This is a genomic window from Actinomadura montaniterrae, from assembly GCF_008923365.1.
Lineage (GTDB): Bacteria > Actinomycetota > Actinomycetes > Streptosporangiales > Streptosporangiaceae > Spirillospora > Spirillospora montaniterrae.
In genome coordinates this window covers 74,790-91,111 of sequence record NZ_WBMR01000014.1, presented here as the reverse complement: position 1 = coordinate 91,111, position 16,322 = coordinate 74,790, and the positions used below count along the sequence as shown (strand labels likewise).

20 protein-coding genes are annotated in these 16,322 nt (G+C 71.7%); 1 reads left to right on the top strand and 19 read right to left on the bottom strand.

From position 1 onward, the window contains the following. Positions 1-122: 122 nt before the first annotated feature. The 9 genes from F9B16_RS07980 to F9B16_RS07945 all read right to left on the bottom strand — a co-directional run bounded on the left by F9B16_RS07980 (position 123) and on the right by F9B16_RS07945 (position 5,220). Complete coding sequence (locus F9B16_RS07980) at positions 123-431, bottom strand: DUF1416 domain-containing protein (protein WP_151539333.1); 309 nt, start codon at positions 429-431, stop codon at positions 123-125. A gap of 64 nt (positions 432-495) precedes the next feature. Further along, the gene (locus tag F9B16_RS07975) at positions 496-1,335 is read right to left on the bottom strand and encodes a sulfurtransferase (protein ID WP_151539332.1); all 840 of its coding nucleotides are present in this window, start codon (positions 1,333-1,335) and stop codon (positions 496-498) included. After that, the gene (locus F9B16_RS07970) at positions 1,332-1,769 is read right to left on the bottom strand and encodes a DUF4395 domain-containing protein (RefSeq protein WP_151539331.1); all 438 of its coding nucleotides are present in this window, start codon (positions 1,767-1,769) and stop codon (positions 1,332-1,334) included. Before F9B16_RS07970 ends, F9B16_RS07975 begins: the two co-directional genes overlap by 4 nt. Before the next feature lie 80 nt (positions 1,770-1,849). Beyond that, positions 1,850-1,915: a putative leader peptide gene (locus F9B16_RS54060; RefSeq protein ID WP_360761443.1), complete on the bottom strand. Its 66-nt coding sequence runs from the start codon at positions 1,913-1,915 to the stop codon at positions 1,850-1,852. Positions 1,916-2,187: 272 nt separating this feature from the next. Beyond that, entirely contained in the window at positions 2,188-2,514 is a 327-nt protein-coding gene (locus F9B16_RS07965; protein WP_225991455.1) for a thioredoxin family protein, read from the bottom strand. Between the two features lie 260 nt (positions 2,515-2,774). Beyond that, positions 2,775-3,557, bottom strand: a complete 783-nt coding sequence (locus tag F9B16_RS07960; RefSeq protein WP_151539329.1) for an anti-sigma factor family protein — start codon at positions 3,555-3,557, stop codon at positions 2,775-2,777. Continuing rightward, positions 3,554-4,084, bottom strand: coding sequence for a sigma-70 family RNA polymerase sigma factor (locus F9B16_RS07955; protein WP_151539328.1), 531 nt, complete (start codon positions 4,082-4,084; stop codon positions 3,554-3,556). The genes F9B16_RS07960 and F9B16_RS07955 overlap by 4 nt, the downstream gene beginning before the upstream one ends. Positions 4,085-4,115: 31 nt before the next feature. Then, positions 4,116-4,820 (bottom strand): LmeA family phospholipid-binding protein, encoded by a 705-nt coding sequence (locus tag F9B16_RS07950; RefSeq protein WP_151539327.1) that lies wholly within the window; start codon positions 4,818-4,820, stop codon positions 4,116-4,118. 139 nt (positions 4,821-4,959) lie between these two features. Beyond that, positions 4,960-5,220 (bottom strand): MoaD/ThiS family protein, encoded by a 261-nt coding sequence (locus F9B16_RS07945; RefSeq protein WP_151539326.1) that lies wholly within the window; start codon positions 5,218-5,220, stop codon positions 4,960-4,962. Positions 5,221-5,429: 209 nt separating this feature from the next. Between F9B16_RS07945 and F9B16_RS07940 the strand changes: the two genes are divergently transcribed. Continuing rightward, positions 5,430-6,146, top strand: a complete 717-nt coding sequence (locus tag F9B16_RS07940; protein WP_151539325.1) for a winged helix-turn-helix transcriptional regulator — start codon at positions 5,430-5,432, stop codon at positions 6,144-6,146. A gap of 127 nt (positions 6,147-6,273) precedes the next feature. Here the strand turns inward: F9B16_RS07940 and F9B16_RS07935 are convergent, their stop codons facing one another. The 10 genes from F9B16_RS07935 to mshD form a co-directional block, all read right to left on the bottom strand. Continuing rightward, a complete protein-coding gene (locus tag F9B16_RS07935; RefSeq protein ID WP_151539324.1) occupies positions 6,274-7,944 on the bottom strand; it encodes a phospholipase C in 1,671 nt (556 codons plus the stop codon). Positions 7,945-7,986: 42 nt separating this feature from the next. After that, complete coding sequence (gene efeB / locus F9B16_RS07930) at positions 7,987-9,189, bottom strand: iron uptake transporter deferrochelatase/peroxidase subunit (protein WP_192808661.1); 1,203 nt, start codon at positions 9,187-9,189, stop codon at positions 7,987-7,989. Then, entirely contained in the window at positions 9,186-10,346 is a 1,161-nt protein-coding gene (locus F9B16_RS07925) for an EfeM/EfeO family lipoprotein (protein WP_151539322.1), read from the bottom strand. The genes efeB and F9B16_RS07925 overlap by 4 nt, the downstream gene beginning before the upstream one ends. A gap of 9 nt (positions 10,347-10,355) precedes the next feature. Continuing rightward, positions 10,356-11,132, bottom strand: coding sequence for a phosphate ABC transporter ATP-binding protein PstB (gene pstB / locus F9B16_RS07920; protein WP_151539321.1), 777 nt, complete (start codon positions 11,130-11,132; stop codon positions 10,356-10,358). 22 nt (positions 11,133-11,154) lie between these two features. Then, complete coding sequence (gene pstA / locus F9B16_RS07915; protein WP_151539320.1) at positions 11,155-12,051, bottom strand: phosphate ABC transporter permease PstA; 897 nt, start codon at positions 12,049-12,051, stop codon at positions 11,155-11,157. Further along, the gene (pstC, locus tag F9B16_RS07910; protein ID WP_151539342.1) at positions 12,048-12,965 is read right to left on the bottom strand and encodes a phosphate ABC transporter permease subunit PstC; all 918 of its coding nucleotides are present in this window, start codon (positions 12,963-12,965) and stop codon (positions 12,048-12,050) included. Before pstC ends, pstA begins: the two co-directional genes overlap by 4 nt. A gap of 170 nt (positions 12,966-13,135) precedes the next feature. Further along, on the bottom strand, positions 13,136-14,251 hold the full coding sequence (gene pstS / locus F9B16_RS07905; protein WP_151539319.1) for a phosphate ABC transporter substrate-binding protein PstS: 1,116 nt from the start codon (positions 14,249-14,251) through the stop codon (positions 13,136-13,138). A 323-nt stretch (positions 14,252-14,574) separates the two neighbouring features. Next, positions 14,575-15,165: a hypothetical protein gene (locus F9B16_RS07900; RefSeq protein ID WP_151539318.1), complete on the bottom strand. Its 591-nt coding sequence runs from the start codon at positions 15,163-15,165 to the stop codon at positions 14,575-14,577. Beyond that, on the bottom strand, positions 15,162-15,407 hold the full coding sequence (locus tag F9B16_RS07895) for a hypothetical protein (protein WP_151539317.1): 246 nt from the start codon (positions 15,405-15,407) through the stop codon (positions 15,162-15,164). The genes F9B16_RS07900 and F9B16_RS07895 overlap by 4 nt, the downstream gene beginning before the upstream one ends. A 49-nt stretch (positions 15,408-15,456) precedes the next feature. Further along, entirely contained in the window at positions 15,457-16,314 is an 858-nt protein-coding gene (gene mshD, locus F9B16_RS07890) for a mycothiol synthase (RefSeq protein ID WP_151539316.1), read from the bottom strand. Between the last annotated feature and the right edge of the window lie 8 nt (positions 16,315-16,322).

The window sequence follows — 16,322 nt, the reverse complement described above, 5'->3', positions numbered from 1 at the left end:
CCCCGCGGGCCCGGACCCTCGCGGCCCGGGCGCCCGCGCGGCCCGGACCGCGGCACCGCCCGGAAACGGCGAACCCCGCCGCCCCGGACGGACCGGGACGGCGGGGTTCGGCAATCGTGCGATCAGATGGCCACCTGGAGCGCGGCGACCTCGCCGGTCTTCGCGGTGACCGCGTTGTCGACGCTCACCCCGCCCGCGGCCAGCACCCGCACCGTCCAGTCGCCGTCGGCGGCGAAGAAGCGGAACACGCCCTCGTCACCGGTGACGACCTCGGCGGTGAACTCGCCGGTCGAGTCGAGCAGGCGCGCGTACGCGCTGGACACGGGCGCGCCGTCACGGGTGACGGTGCCCTGGATGACGGCCTCGTTGGTCAGGTCGACGGTCGCGGGAAGGTGCGCCGTCTGCTCCGGCGCTGCGCAGCCCTGGGTCATTGCTCCTCCATCTCCGTACACACGGAAAGATTCGTTCCGCCGGCGGCGGTGGGGTCCTGCTTCGTTACTTGGGCTCGCCGAGCTCGATCGGCACGCCGACCAGCGAGCCGTACTCGGTCCACGAACCGTCGTAGTTCTTCACGTTCGGCAGGCCGAGCAGCTCGCGCAGCGCGAACCAGGTGTGCGACGAGCGCTCACCGATCCGGCAGTAGGCGATCGTGTCCTTGTTCAGGTCGACGCCGGCCTCGGTGTACAGCTCGCGGAGCTCGTCGTCGGACTTGAACGTGCCGTCGTCGTTGGCCGCCTTCGACCACGGGATGCTGCGCGCGGTCGGCACGTGGCCGGCCCGCTGCGACTGCTCCTGCGGCAGGTGCGCCGGGGCGAGCAGCTTGCCGCTGAACTCGTCCGGGGACCGGACGTCGATCAGGTTCTTGCTGCCGATCGCGTCGACGACCTCGTCGCGGAACGCGCGGATCGTGAGGTCCTGCTCCTTGGCCTTGTAGTCGGTGCGGGGACGCGACGGGACGTCCTCGACCAGCTCGCGGGAGTCCAGCTCCCACTTCTTGCGGCCGCCGTCGAGCAGCTTCACCTTGTCGTGCCCGTACAGCTTGAAGTACCAGTACGCGTACGCGGCGAACCAGTTGTTGTTGCCGCCGTAGAGGATCACCAGGTCGTCGTTGGCGATGCCCTTGGCGGACAGCAGCTGCTCGAAGCCGGTCTTGTCGACGAAGTCGCGGCGGACCGGGTCCTGCAGCTCGGTCTTCCAGTCGATCTTGACGGCGCCACGGATGTGGCCCTTGTCGTAGGCGGACACGTCCTCGTCCACCTCGACCAGGACCAGGCCCGGGTCGTCCAGGTGGGCCTCGACCCAATCGGTGTCCACCAGGACGTCGGAGCGGCTCATGCGGGAACCTCCCTGTCGGAGCGAATCTTCGCGGTGATACGTCGGAAGAGCGGATAAATCTCGCAGCCGAGGCAGAACCCGAACGCCGCGTTCAGGAACGCCGCCGCCAGCGCGAGGGCGGTGGCACCGATGCCGAGCCAGGTGATCCCCGTCCCGTATCCGACCGTCCCCACCGCGGCGAAGACGAACCCGACGCCCTGCGCGAAGCGGGGCGGGGACGCGTCCTCCAGTTCGGCGGGAGGGGCGAGCCGGGGGCGGATCAGCGCTTTGAACACCAGCCCGTACGGGGCGTACCGGAGGCCGAGGAACGCGCCGATGGCGAACATGACGGCCTGAGCGGCGAGCAGTGCCCAGCTTCCGGTCACCAGGACCGCGACGAGAACGACCGTCGTGACGGACGCACCGAAGCGCGGCCCACGCGGATCAACCTGCATCGGGGTGCTCCATGGCGGAGAGGAAGCGTGCGTACGAGCGTGGAAATCGGAAGAGCTCGGGGGCGGATGGGCTCGATGCCTCAGGCCGTGCGACAGAGCGAGGCGGCCACGCGGCAGAAGTCGACCGCGCGGCGCTTCGTGAGCATCTGCTCTGTCCAGTAACGCACGGACACGATGTTAAGCCGACAATCCACGCGCTGTCACATCCGTCTCGCCTTCCGAGACAGTGACATGTGTCTTATCCCAGGTCATCCGGGTACGGCTCACAGGTTGATCCGCCTCCCGCGGGTCTTGACAGCGCCGCGGGACGCCCGCCCGCGCGGCCTCGCCGGTCACGGAATCGCCCGGGATCACCGGATCGCCGGGATCACCGGATCACCGGATCACCGGGATCGGATCACCGGGATCGGATCGCCGGTCACGGGATCGCGACGCCGAGGGCGGCGATCACGTCGGCCTTGCGGGGCGCTCCGGCGGCGCGCCGGACGACCCGTCCCGCCCCGTCCAGGACGAGGACCGTCGGCGTGCGCACCACGTTCAGCCGGCGCACCAGCTCCAGGTGCGCCTCGGCGTCCAGCTCCACGTGCGCGACGCCGTCCACCATCCCGGCGACCTCGCCGAGGACGCGCCGGGTCGTGCGGCAGGGCGCACAGAAGGCGCTGGAGAACTGCACGAGCGTGGCCTTCGCGCCGAGCTCGGCGCCCAGCTCGTCGGGCCGCAGGGTCTCGCCCACCTGCTCGTCCACTGCGTCGTCGCCGTCCTTCCGCGCGTCGCCGCCGGCAAGGCCGACACCGCCGGCGCCCGGCACCGCGCGCAGCACGCCGTCACGGCGCCGGCGGACGAGGCCGAACACCGTCGCCGCCAGCAGCACCCCGAGGGCGACCCAGACTCCGGTCATCACCGGAACCAACCCGCCCGCGCCCGCTTTTCTTCCACACGACGGAGCCTACGCAGGAATCGTGCCCACGTCGGGATGGTGCCTGGGTGCCCGCGCCGGGATGGCGCCTACGTCGGGATGGTGAGCAGCGGCTTCCCGTCCAGGCCGACGATCTCGAACGAGTAGAGCTGGCCGCGCGGGAACATCGTCGAGCCGTGGTAGTCGCCGTAGCCGCGGTCGTACGGGACGGACCAGCTGCCGATGGCGTCGCGCCGCCCGTCCCGGGCGATCACCATCATCCGGCAGTGCTCCCCCTTCGGCACGCCCGACAGGTACAGCTCGACCTGCGTCCCCCACTCCTTGCGCTGCAGGAAGACGACGCCCTTGATCTTGTTGTCGGGGTTGACGGCGACGAGCCGCTCCCCCCGGCCCGTCGGCGTCACCGTCGCCTCCGGTTCCGGTTCCGGCGAGGCCGGCGACGCCGACGGGACGGGCGGGGACGCGGTGCGGCCGCCGTCCCCGGACGGGAGCACGAACCCGCCGAACAGCGCGCCCACGACCAGCAGCAGGCACGCGGCGGCGGCGAGCGGGGCCCATCGGGTGACGCGGCCCCGCCCGCCGGCCCGCCGCCCCAGCGGTCCGAGCCATCCCCTCCGTCGTTCGGCCGCGCGGGCCAGCAGCCCCTCCAGGAACTCCGGGTCCGGCGCCTCCCGGCCGGGCCCGGTGATCTGCTCCAGCTGCGCCTCCTCGACCCGGCCGAGCAGCGCGGGCAGCCCCGCCAGCCCGGCCAGCTCGTCCCGGCACGCCGGGCAGCCCTCCAGGTGCGCGTCGACCCGTCCGCGCTCGGCCGGGTCGATCGCGCCGACCACGTACACGCCGAGCGCGGTGCGCACGTCCGCGCATTCGTTCATGGCGCCAACCCCCGCTCCTCCAATGCGAGTTTGAGCGCCCGCAGCGCGTAATAGGTGCGGGACTTCACGGTGCCGGCCGGGATGCCGAGCGCCTTGGCGGCCTCGGCGACCGACCGGCCGCGGTAGTAGGTCTCCACGAGCACGGCCCGGTGGGACGGGGTCAGCTCGGCGAGCGCCTCGGCGACCGTCCAGGACTCCAGCGCCCGGTCGATGTCGTCCGAGCCCGCGAGCGTCGTCAGCAGCTGCTCGTCGATGCCCGTCTCCGGGGGCCGCGCCCGTTTCGCCCGGTGCGCGTCCACCACGAGGTTGCGCGCGACGGTGAACAGCCACGGCCGGACCGGACGGCCCGCCAGCGCGTCCGGGTGCCGCCAGGCGCGCAGCAGCGTCTCCTGCACGACGTCCTCCGCCTGGAGCCGGTCCCCGCCGGTCAGCCGCAGGACGTAGCCCAGGAGGGGACCGCCGTGCTCGCTGTACAGGGCGCGCAGCAAACCCTCATCCGCGGTGGGACCCACATCCCTGTCACGGATCCGGGCGCGTCCCGGTTCACGGGGCCCGCGGCTATTTCTGCTGCTGCTGAAGATCGTTCAGGTTCACGTCGTGGGCGGTCGCCGTGACCTTCAGGCCCCCGGCGGTCGGCTGGATGCCGCTGATCCGCGCGCCGATGGGCAGGTCCTTGACCGGGACGACCCAGGTCAGCTGCTGCCGGACCAGCGTCAGCGGCATCTGCGCGGCGCCCTCCCCGACCGACTCCGGCGTGATCGCGATGCCCTTGGACGTCGGCTTCACCGACACGACGGCGGTGCCGTTCACCTTGAACCCGAGGACGCTGCCGGTCAGGCCCACGGCGAGGTCGTTCCCCTTGGGGCCGAGGCTCTCGACCTCCTTCGGCGCCTCCTTCTTGATCACGTCGTAGGGGATGATCGCGGAGGCGGCCGCGGTGTCGGCCGTCATGTTCGTGGTGTCGCCGTTGATCACGTCGGACAGCGGCGCGTTCAGCCCGCGCATGTCCACCGTCACGTCGGAGACGGTGACGCCCTGCTCCGTCCAGTCGCCGATGTCGACGGTGATGTGGTCGTACTCGCCGCCGACCACCTGCGTCAGGAACGGGATGCCGTGGATCGTGACGTCGGGCCGCCGCGGCAGGTCGTACTGCGCCGCGACCTGCTGCGCGATCCGGTCCTGCGCGACCCGGACCCCGACCCGGTCGGCGACGACGAGGCCCACGGCGACCACGATCAGCAACGCCAGCAGTGCTTTGCGCATCTCTCTCCCTCGGGCGGCGGCACGCGCGATCGCCACACCTTAGTGCCCGAAACGCCCCGGTCGAGTCGCACTGCGGGATGAGTCGGCCGTGCGCCCGGGTCATCCCGCGCGCTCAGGCCCGGCCCGGCGCCGGGGGGGATCAGCCGCCCGCGAAGGGCGGCAGCACCTCCACCACGCCGCCCTCCGGCAGCTCCACCGACCCGTGCGGGCGGCCGCCCACCGGGTCCCCGTCGATCAGGAACGAGCTGCGGCCGACGACCCGCGCGAAGTCCGCACCGCGCCCGCGGCGCGCGAGCGCCGCCTCGATCGCCTCCGCCAGCGTCCCGGCGTCGTACGGCTCCTCGTGCGTCCCCGCCGCCGCCTTCGCCGCGGCCCAGTACCGCATCGTCCCTCTGGCCACGCTCCCACGATCTCATGCCCTCCGGACATGCGGCCATTGCCTCCGCCGAGGGCTCGGATATGCTCGGGACGAGGGATCCGGGCGACGAGGCCATGGAGTTCATCCGCAAGACCCTTCATGGCCGCCTCGTCTTCGAGCCGGCGGCCGTGCCGGGGCTTGGAGGGTGAGCCGCCTGGGTCCTACGTCTTTTTGGACGAGGAGGCGGGCACTTGAGCAGCTTGCTCTTGCTGACCAACGCGCTGGAGCCGTCCGACGAGGTCCTGCCCGCGCTCGGGCTGCTGCTGCACTCGGTGCGGGTCGCGCCCGCCGAGGCGTCCGCGCTGATCGACGCGCCGCCCGCCGACGTCGTGCTGGTCGACGCCCGGCGCGACCTCGTCCAGGCCAAGAGCCTGTGCCGGCTGCTGCGCACCACCGGGCTGGACTGCCCGCTGCTCGGCATCGTGACCGAAGGCGGTCTCGCGGCGCTCAGCTCCGAGTGGGGGCTGGACGACATGCTGCTGCAGACCGCCGGGCCCGCCGAGGTCGAGGCGCGGCTGCGGCTCGCGGTCGGCCGGGCCGCCGCGGTCGCGGACGCCGACGAGGTGCCGGGCGAGATCCGCAGCGGCGAGCTGACCATCGACGAGGCCACCTACACCGCGCGGCTGCGCGGCCGGATCCTGGACCTCACGTTCAAGGAGTTCGAGCTGCTCAAGTACCTCGCGCAGCACCCGGGCCGGGTCTTCACCCGCGCCCAGCTGCTGCAGGAGGTGTGGGGCTACGACTACTTCGGCGGCACCCGGACCGTGGACGTCCACGTCCGGCGGCTGCGCGCCAAGCTCGGCGCCGAGTACGAGTCGCTGATCGGCACCGTCCGCAACGTCGGGTACCGCTTCGTCCCCGACCACCGCCCCGGCGACGCCGAAGAACGCACCCCCGCCAAGGCGTAGTCGCCCAGGGGAGCGACCCCCTGGTACCCCCGTCACGACGGGCGGGCCCGCTGCACTCGCTCTGCGGGCCCACCCGTGGCGGCGGCTGAGGCTCGAACCCGCCGGTCCGGGGTTCGAGCCTGCCGGGTCAGCCCTTGCTGACGATGGCGCCGGTGTCGGGGTTGAGGATCACCTGCCCGGCCTTGGGGTGGCGGAAGTCGAACATGCCCTCGATGGTGCCGGCGCGGCCGTCGAAGGACGCGTCGCCGAGGCGGCCGGTGCCCCAGTTGTCCTCGATGAAGCGCAGCACCGACGCCTGCTCGACGGCGTGGTGGTCGACGTGGTTGACCTTCGCGTACGGGGAGATGACCAGCATGGGAAGGCGCTGGCTCGGGCCGCAGCGGTCCTGGTAGCCGCCGGCCGCCTTGACGCTCGTGCACAGCGGCTGGTCGACCGACGCGTCGGCCGAGCCGTTGGTGATGCGCGGCGCGGCGTGGTCGTACCAGCCGTCGGAGTCGTCATAGGCGAGGACGACGGCGGTGGACTTCCACTCCGGCGACTGCTGCAGCTTGTTGATCGTGCTGGTGACGAACTTCTGCTCGTCGATCGGGTCGGAGTAGCCGGCGTGGCCGTCCTGGTAGGAGGGCGCCTTGAGGAAGCTGACGGCCGGCAGGTTGCGGGCGTTGAGCGCGGCGTCGAAGTCCGCCAGGTCGTACTGGTGGTTGGCCTGGTCGGTGCGGCCGATGGCCTGGACGGACGACGGCGGCAGGTGCTTCTCGTTCGCGGTCGACTTGTAGTACTGGAACGGCTCGTGGTGCGGGCTGTAGTCGACGACCTGGTTCTTGCCGATGTTGGCGTGGGCCGCGCCGCAGACGGCGTAGCCGTTCGCCTTGCCGGTGGGGCGGAACCCGCCCTGGAACCAGCCCCAGGTGACCTTCTTCTCGTTCAGCAGGTCGCCGATGTTCTTGCCGGTCATGACGGCGAGGGCGTTGGCCGAGGTGTGGTTGTTGTCGGAGCAGTCGTCGAACGCCGGGTCCGGGTCGTTGATCATCGTGCCGACGCCGTCGGCGTTCGGCGACTGGACGGTGTAGGCGTCGGTGACCTTCTCGTGGGTCTTCGGGTCCACGGCGTACACGCCGTGGGTCTGCCCGGAGATGAGGTTGATGGCGCCGGGGGTGGACGGCCCGAACGTCCCGTCCCACGAGTTGTCGCTCATGGCGTAGTTCTGGGCGTAGTTCCACATGCCGGTGACGGTGTTGCCGTCGAAGTAGTCCATGACGAGGCCCGGCTCACCGAACAGGATGGGCTGCCCGGTGCACTTGTCCTTGCCGGTGAACTCGACGAACTTGTCCATCTTGCCGCCGTTGACGGCCTTCTGCTCCGAGGCGTAGCCGTGGTCCTGGTCGCAGGTGAGCGCCTGGGACGGGGACAGCCGCTTCGGGTCGTACTGGTTCGGGTTGTGCTTCAGGAGCTTCTTGGTGAGGCCGTCGACCTTCGGGGTGCCCTTGGCGGGGTGGAACGGCGTCCCGTCGGTGTTGGCGGCGTGCGGGTAGGTGCCGAAGTAGTGGTCGAAGGAGATGTTCTCCCCGTAGATCACCACGACGTGCTGGATCGGGGTGCGCGCGGACGCGCCCGGACCGTGGCCGGTCGCGCCGTCCTGCGCGGTGAGCCCGGCGGACGCGCCGGACGATCCGCAGGCGGCGGCGAGCCCGGCGATCCCCGCCGTGACGGCGGCGGCGGCGATCAGCAGGGGCCGGCGGCGGGCGCCGCGGCGGCGTCCGGTTCCGGCCGGTTCTCTTGGACCTGGTGTCTCCCGCATGTCTCCTCCTCTGGTGAGGGGCCTCGCAGGCGCGCCGCGCGCCTACTCGATCAACCCCCGGCCGAGATGATCTACCCGATCCCTGACGCCGGGAAGAACGAAGAAGTAACCGCCGCCGAACGGTGATATGTAGTCGGTGAGGGGTTCGTCCGCGAGGCGCTCCTGGACGGCCTCGAACTGGCGGTGCGGATCCTGCTGGAAGCAGCCGAAGATGAGCCCCATGTCGAGGTTCCCGGCGCCGTCCACACCGCGGTCGTAGTTGCAGGAGCGGCGCAGGATGCGGCTGGCCTCGGTGTCCGGGACGCGCGGGTTGGCGCGGCGGATGTGGCTGGTCAGCGGGATGACCTTGCCGATGGGGTCGTTGGCGTAGCGGGGCGCGTCGGTCTCGTGGACGCCGTCGAGGGGCGCGCCGGTGTCGCGGCTGCGGCCGAACATCTGCTCCTGCTCGGGCAGCCCGACCCGGTCCCAGAACTCGACCAGCATCCGGATCAGCCGGATGACCTGGTACGTCCCGCCGGAGGTCCAGGCGGGCTCGTCGCGCGCGGCCCAGACGAGCCGGTCCATCGCGGCGGCGTCCGTGACGTCGGGGTTGGCGATGCCGTCCTTGAAGCCCATCAGGTTGCGGGGCGTGCCGGACGGGCGGGGGCGGTTGGCGAACCCGCTGATCCGCCAGCGGATCTGCATGCCGCCGCGGGTGTGGCGGCAGATGTCGCGGAGCGCGTGCAGGACGGTGTCCTCGTCGGCGGCGCCGAGGGTGAGGGCGAGGTCGCCGTGGCACCAGGCGGGGTCGAGGTCGTCGCCCGGGAACGTCCGCATCCGGGTGAGCCGCTTCGGGCGCCGGGACGCGAGGCCGAACCGGTCGTCGAACAGGGACGCGCCGACGCCGGCGGTGACGGTGAGGCCGCCGGCGGGGGCGTCCGGGCCGAGGATGCCGGAGTCGGGCGGCGGCGCGCTGATGCCTGGCTCGGCGGGGACGCCGCCGCTGGTCAGGACGCGTGCCCTTGCGGTGAGCGCGCGCAGCAGGTCGGTGAGCTCGGCCCTGCTCTCGGCGATCACGTCGAACGCGACGACGACGGAGCGGGCCTGCGGTTCTTCGAGGATTCCCGCCTGGTGGACGCCGTGGAACGACGGCGCCTTCGGGCTCCGCGGGCCGTTCGCGGCGGCGGCGCCGCCGGTCGTGACGGCCCCCGCGACGCCCGCGGCGAGCGCGCCGCGCAGGAAGGAGCGGCGCCCCGGCCCGGTCACGACGTCCTCCTCACCGCGGCGACGGTCGCGACCGGCGCGAGCCGTTCGACGAGGTCGCCGACGGCACCGTTGATGCGCTCGCGGTCGGTGGTGCTCAGCTCGTCGAGCGGCGTCCATTTCCCGTGCCGGTGCTGCGCCTCCAGCAGTCTGGACGTCCGGTCGAGGCCACTGTCGATGCCGCTCAGATCCATCCGCGGCTTCAGCACGGGACGCATCGGGTCGAGCACCGCGCGGGTCCCTTCGAGGTTCGCCGACGCGGTCGCGAGGGCCGTCCCGCTGCCCTGGTCGCCCTTGCCGGTCAGCTCGAACTGCACCGTGTTCTCGAGGATCTCGTGCGCCCGCAGCCCCAGGTCGGACGGGTCGATCTGCTCGCGCGGGAAGTCGGCGATCAGCGCCCGGACGTCGCCGGCGAGCCGGTCCGCCGGTCTCCGCAGCGACGCCGCGGACGCCCCGTGCCACAGCCCGTGCTCGACCCGCCGGAACCCGGTGAAGCCGGGGTCGTCCACGCCGTCCGGCAGCCCCGCCGGACGGCCGTCGATCTTGTCGGCGTAGTCGCCGAACGTGCCGTACGCGGCCCCGAGCCGCTCGTACGCCAGGTGCGCGGGCAGCCATTTCGCGCGCGCAGCGTCCAGGTCTCCGGACCGGACGGCGCCGCGCAGCGCGTCCACCCGGTCGCGCAGGACACCGAGCCCCTTGGTCACGTACGCACGATAGGACCGCAATGCCGGGAAGAGGTCGTTCTGCGTGACGGGCCGGACCGCCGGACCGCCCGCCGGGCCGCTCACCTTCACCTTCGGCCCCGTGACGGGATGCCCGCCCTCCGGGAAGCACCAGAACGCGTACGTCCCGCCGCCGAGCGTCACCCGCATCGTCCGGGTCGTCCCCGGCCCGACGCCCTCCAGCTCGGCGTAGATCGCCCCGCTGGACGGGTCGATCAGGTCGACCTCGGCGGCGGCGCTGTCGGCGTTGTGGACCAGCAGCGTCTGCGTCCCGGCGTGCGGGTCGTCCCAGCCCCGGCCGCAGTGGGCGCGGTCGGCCTGCACCGCCGTCCCGCCACGGTGACCGCCCCCGGAGCACGCCGCCAGGGAGACACCGAGCACCGCGCACAGGCAGCCGCCCAGCAGCCGCCCCCACGGGAGCGCCCGATCATCGTCCACCGCGGCAGGTTAGCCGAAGCGGCCGGTGATGTAATCCTCCGTGCCCTTCTGCTCGGGGTTCGTGAAGATCTTGCTGGTGTCGTCGATCTCGATGAGCTTGCCGGGCTTGCCGGTGCCGGCGATGTTGAAGAACGCGGTCCGGTCGCTGACCCGGGCGGCCTGCTGCATGTTGTGCGTGACGATGACGATCGTGTACTGGCTCTTCAGCTTGCCGATCAGGTCCTCGATCGCGAGCGTGGAGATCGGGTCGAGCGCCGAGCACGGCTCGTCCATCAGCAGCACCTGCGGCTGCACGGCGATCGCGCGGGCGATGCACAGGCGCTGCTGCTGGCCGCCGGACAGGCCCGCGCCGGGCTTGCCGAGCCGGTCCTTGACCTCGTTCCACAGGTTCGCGCCGCGCAGCGACTCCTCGACGATCTCGTCCAGGCGGCGCTTGCCGCGCACCCCGTTCAGCTTCAGCCCGGCCGCGACGTTGTCGTAGATCGACATGGTCGGGAACGGGTTGGGCCGCTGGAACACCATGCCGACGACGCGGCGGACCGCGACGGGGTCGACCGACGAGGCGTACAGGTCCTCGTCGTCCAGCATCACCTTGCCCTCGACGCGCGCCCCCGGGATCACCTCGTGCATCCGGTTCAGGGTGCGCAGGAACGTGGACTTGCCGCAGCCCGACGGGCCGATGAACGCCGTCACCGAGCGCGGCTCGATCGTCATCGAGATGTCCTCGATGGCGTGGGTGCCGCCGTAGTAGGCGTGCAGCCCGGAGACTTCGATCCGCTTGGCCATTGTGGGGTTCTCTCCTATCGGGCTATCGGGACGACGGCTTGCGCAGCCACGCGACGAGGCGGGCCGCCAGGTTGAGCAGCATGATGAGCAGGATCAGCACCAGCGCGCCCGCCCAGGCGCGGTCCACCGCGTTGGTGTTGGGGTCGGTGGACTGGTCCCAGATGAAGGTGGGCAGCGAGCCCTGCGCGCCGCTGAACGGGTCGGTGTTGATCGCCTTCGTGATGAAGATCGTCAGCAGCAGCGGGGCGGTCTCGCCCATGACGCGGGCGACGGCGAGCATGACGCCGGACACGATCCCGGGCAGCGCCGTCGGCAGCACCACGAACATGATCGTGCGCCAGCGCGGCACGCCGAGCGCGTACGCGGCCTCCTTCAGGTCGCCGGGGACGAGCTTCAGCATCTCCTCGGTGGCGCGGACGACGGTCGGCAGCATCAGGATCGTCAGCGACAGCGCGCCCGCGAAGCCGGAGAAGTCCATGCCGAGCGCGAGCAGCCAGAACGCGAGGACGAACAGGCCCGACACGATCGACGGGATGCCGGTCATGACGTCGACGAAGAAGCTGATCGTGCGGCCGAGCCGCCCGTTGCGGGCGTACTCCACCAGGTAGACCGCGGTGAGCACGCCCAGCGGGACGGAGATCAGCGTGGTCAGCCCGACCTGCTCCAGCGTGCCGATGATCGCGTGGTAGGCGCCGCCGCCGGCGTCCTTGCTGGCCAGGCCGTTCATGGAGTGGGTGAGGAACACGCCGTCGAACCGCTTGGCGCCGTTGGAGATCACCGTCCACAGCACCGACACCAGCGGGATCACCGCCAGCAGGAACGCCAGGTAGACGAACACCTTCGCGGCGCGGTCCCTGGCCTTGCGTCCCGCCGACACCGACTCCAGCGTCGAGCTCTTGGTGCGCGAGAGGGTGGTCACGAGAACTCCTTGCGGCGGGCCACGACCGCGCGGGCGCCCACGTTGACGATCAGGGTGATGACGAACAGGACGAGGCCGGACGCGATGAGCGCGCTGCGCCCCGTCGGCCCGGACATGGCGAAGGTGTTCGCGATGTTCGCGGCGAACGTGTTGCCGCCGTCCTTGAGGATGTGCCAGTCGATCCCGGACGTGGTGGACAGCACCATCGCGACCGCGATCGTCTCGCCGAGGGCGCGGCCGAGGCCGAGCATCGCCGCCGACACCATCCCGGACCGGCCGAACGGCAGCACCGCCATCCGGATCATCTCCCAGCGGGTCGCGCCGAGCGCCAGCGCCGCCTCCACGTGCGCGTGCGGGACCTGCACGAACACCTCGCGGGTGATCGCGGAGATGATCGGCAGGATCATGATGGCGAGCACGATGGCGGCGGTGAGGATCGTCCGGCCGCCGGTCTCGCTCCCGCCGAACAGCGGGATCCAGCCGAAGTAGGAGTTGAGGAACTCCGACACCCCGGTCATCTTCGTGACCAGGAAGTTCAGCCCCCACAGGCCGTAGACGATGCTGGGCACCGCGGCGAGCAGGTCGACGAGGTAGGCCATCGGGCCGGCGAGCCGGCGCGGCGCGTAGTAGGTGATGAACAGCGCGATGCCGACGGCGACCGGCACCGAGATGACCAGCGCCAGGACCGACGTCATCAGCGTGCCGAAGACGAGCTGCGCGATGCCGAACTTCGCGGGGGCGCCGTCGGGGTTCCACTCCTGCGAGGTGATGAAGTTCGCCTTGTCGTCCTGGAGCGCCGGGATCGCCTTCCAGACCAGGAAGACGGCGATCGCCGCCATGATCGCCAGGATCACCAGGCCGGAGCCGCGGCTCAGGGCGGCGAAGATCCGGTCCCCGGCGCGGCCGGTGCTCATCGAGAGCGCGGGCCGGGGACGCTCCGCCGCCTTGGCCAGGGCGGCGGGGGTGTCGCTCGTCACGGTGTCTCCCTCCTCGCGGCCCGCGTCCGGGCCGCTGAGACGTGCGGCGGCCCCGCCGCCGGGATCACCGGCGGCGGGGCTGTGGCTGGTGCCGGAGTCCTCGCGGGTCAGGACAGGCCCTTGACCGTCTCGCGCACCTTGGTGGCGATGTTGTCGGGCAGCGGGGCGTAGCCCTGCGCGGTCAGCGACTGCTGGCCCTCGGGGCTGGAGATGTAGGTCAGGAAGGACTTGACGAACTTCGCCTGCTCGGCGGGCAGGCCCTTCTCGCAGGCGATCTCGTAGGTCACGAGGACCAGCGGGTAGGCGCCCGCCACCTTGGTGCCGTAGTCCAGCTTCAGGGCGAGGTCGTTGCCGGTGCCGACGATCTGCGCGCCCTGGACGGCCTTGGAGGCGCTCTCCGGGCTGATCTCGGTGTACTCGCCGGCGCCGTTCTGCAGCTTCGCCGTCTGCAGGCTGTTGTTGCTGGCGAACGACAGCTCGACGTAGGAGATCGAGCCCTCGGTCTGCTTCAGCGCGGTGGAGATGCCGTCGGAGCCCTTCAGGCCCTGGCCGCCGGGGGCGACCCACTTCTTGCCGGGCTCGAACGACCACACGTCCGGCGCGGTCGCCTTCAGGTACTTGGTGAAGTTGTCGCTGGTGCCGGAGTCGTCCGAGCGGTGCAGCGTCTTGATCTCGGAGGACGGCAGCTTGGCGCCGCTGTTCTCCTTGGCGATCGCCGCGTCGTTCCACTTGGTGATCTTGCCGGCGAAGATGCCGGCCAGGGTCTTCGGCGACAGCTGCAGGCCGTCGACCCCGTTGAGCTTGTAGACGACCGCGATCGGGCCGGGCACCATCGGCAGGTCGATGGCCTTGCCGGTCTTGCAGCGCGCGTCGGCGGGGCCGTGCTCCTCGGGCTTGAGCGCCGAGTCGGAACCGGCGAAGGCGACCTGGCCGGAGGTGAACGCCTGGACGCCCGCACCCGAGCCGCTCGGGTTGTAGTTGATGTTGGCGCCCGAGCACTTGCTGGTGTAGACCTTCGTCCACTCCTCGATCGCGTTCTTCTGCGCGCTCGACCCGGCCGCGTTGATCGCGCCCTTCGCGCAGTCGATGTTGGCGGCCGCGGCGCTGGTGGCGCCCGTCGTGTCGCCGCCGCCGTTGTTGTCGTCACTGCCGCAGGCGGACAGGGCCAGCGCCCCAGCGACGACCACACCGCCGAGGGCGGCGAGCCGAGAACCGTTCTTCACCGGGAGGTCTCCTCTTGGATTCGTCGGGCGGGTCCCCCGACCGCCGCACTGGCACGGTTTGACCAGGTGGTGGGGTCGCCGTCGGATGCGACGGTAGGCAGGCGAGGTGACCGGACACCCCGATCCAGGTGAACGGAGAATGAACGAGGTCGAGCTCTATTGCGAAGAATGTCCTGATTTGGCGTGGCCGCCGGGTTAACAGCGCAGCTCAGACATGCCAAAAGCCCGTGCGGAGACGGTCATACGGGTTTGCCGGGACGGGCGCCGGGAAGCAGCCCGTTTCGGTCACGGTGACGGATTCGGCCATGCGCCGGGGGCGGTGGTCACTCCGGATCGGCGGGCTCGTCCAGGCGGCGCTTGTAGTAGGCCCAGGGGGAGTCGAAGTCGGACGGGACGATGAGCTCCCAGCCCCGCTCCTCCAAGGCCCGGCGGCGGCGGCGCGACGGCCACCACAGCCGCCGGTGCTCCCACTTGTCCGGCGAGGCCTCGACCAGGTGGAAGAGGTAGCCGTAGTCGACGGCGTGCCAGCCGCGGCGGCCCTCCTTCTCCAGCGCCTCCATCTCGTTGAAGGCGTGCAGCGGCCGCAGCACCCTGCGGGTAGGCCCGGCCTCGGGGACGGCCCCCTTGCCCGCGGCCACGGACGCGCCGAACCGCTGCTGGGCGGCCTGGCGGCTGATGCCGAGCAGCCGTCCGACGACCTCCCAGCTGTGCCCGGCGGCGCGGGCGCCGGTGATCGACTGGCGCAGCAGCCTGCTCGTCTCCTCCGCCGCGACGGCCGACGCGGCGACCAGCAGCAGGGCGGCGTCCGGGTCGCCGTCGAGGCCCTCGCGTCCCTGCGCGCGCGCGGACAGGACGGCCTCCGCGACGGCCTCGCGGATCGCGTCCGCCTGCTCGCCGGTGAGGCTCGGGCTCACTGCCCGTCCTCGTCGCGGAAGGGCAGCGGTTCGAGTTCGTCGAGGCGGGCGGCGTCCGCGGACGGCACGGCCGCGCGCAGCGTGAGGACCGCCGTCACGACGCCGATGACGAAGACCGCGAACGCGGCGACGATGGACGCCACCCACAGCGCGAGGCTGTCGTACACGGCCTGGAGGGCGAAGAGGACCGCCACCACCGGAAGGCCGGCGACGCCGATCAGTGCGCGGGCAGGAGGGGTCATGACGTCAAGGATTCCTTGACATCCCCGCCGTGTCAACGATTCATTGACATCACTCGGGAGCGCCGTACATGACGTCGACCGCGAACCGGGTGAACCCCAGCGACTCGTAGAGCCGGACGGCCGCCGTGTTCGACTCGTCCACGTACAGCATGAACTGGCCGAGCCCGCTGTCCCGCAGATGGTGCAGCCCGGCGAGCGTGAGGGTGCGGCCCAGGCCGAGCCCCTGCGCGTCCGGGTCGACCCCGACCACGTACACCTCGCCGATGCCGCCGGGATGCGTCTTCGTCCAGTGGAACCCCACCAGCTCACCGCCGCGCTCGGCCAGGAAGAAGCCGGACGGGTCGAACCAGTCCTCGGCCTCGCGCTCCCGGACGTCGTCGATCGTCCAGGCGCCCTGCTCCGGATGGTCGGCGAACGCGCGGCCGTTCACCCGCAGCCACGCCTCCTCGTCGCGTCCCGGCTCGAACGCGCGGAGCCGGACGCCCTCGGCGACCTTCGTCTCCGGCAGCGGCCCCTCGGCCGGACGCCGCATCTGGAACAGCGCGCGCACACGGGCCATCCCCTCGGACTCGGCGAGCCCCGCCGCGGCCGGCAGGTCACCGTGCGCCCACACGCGCAGCGGGCCGCCCGCCTTCTCGCGCAGCGCCCCCAGCAGCGCGCGCCCATGCCCGCGCCGACGGAACTCCGGATGGACGACCAGCTCACCGGCGGCCGGCTCACCGTCGGCCGCCGGATCGAAGTGCGCGTACCCGGCGACCGCGCCGCCGTCGCGCACCACCAGGCCCCCGCGCCCGGCGCGCAGCGCGAGCAGCGCGTGCTCCGACAGCGGCGCCACGCCGTCCGCCTCCGCGGCCGCCTCGACCAGCGCGCCCGCCTGCCCGGCCTCGTCCCCCCGCAGCTCGTCCATGATCACAC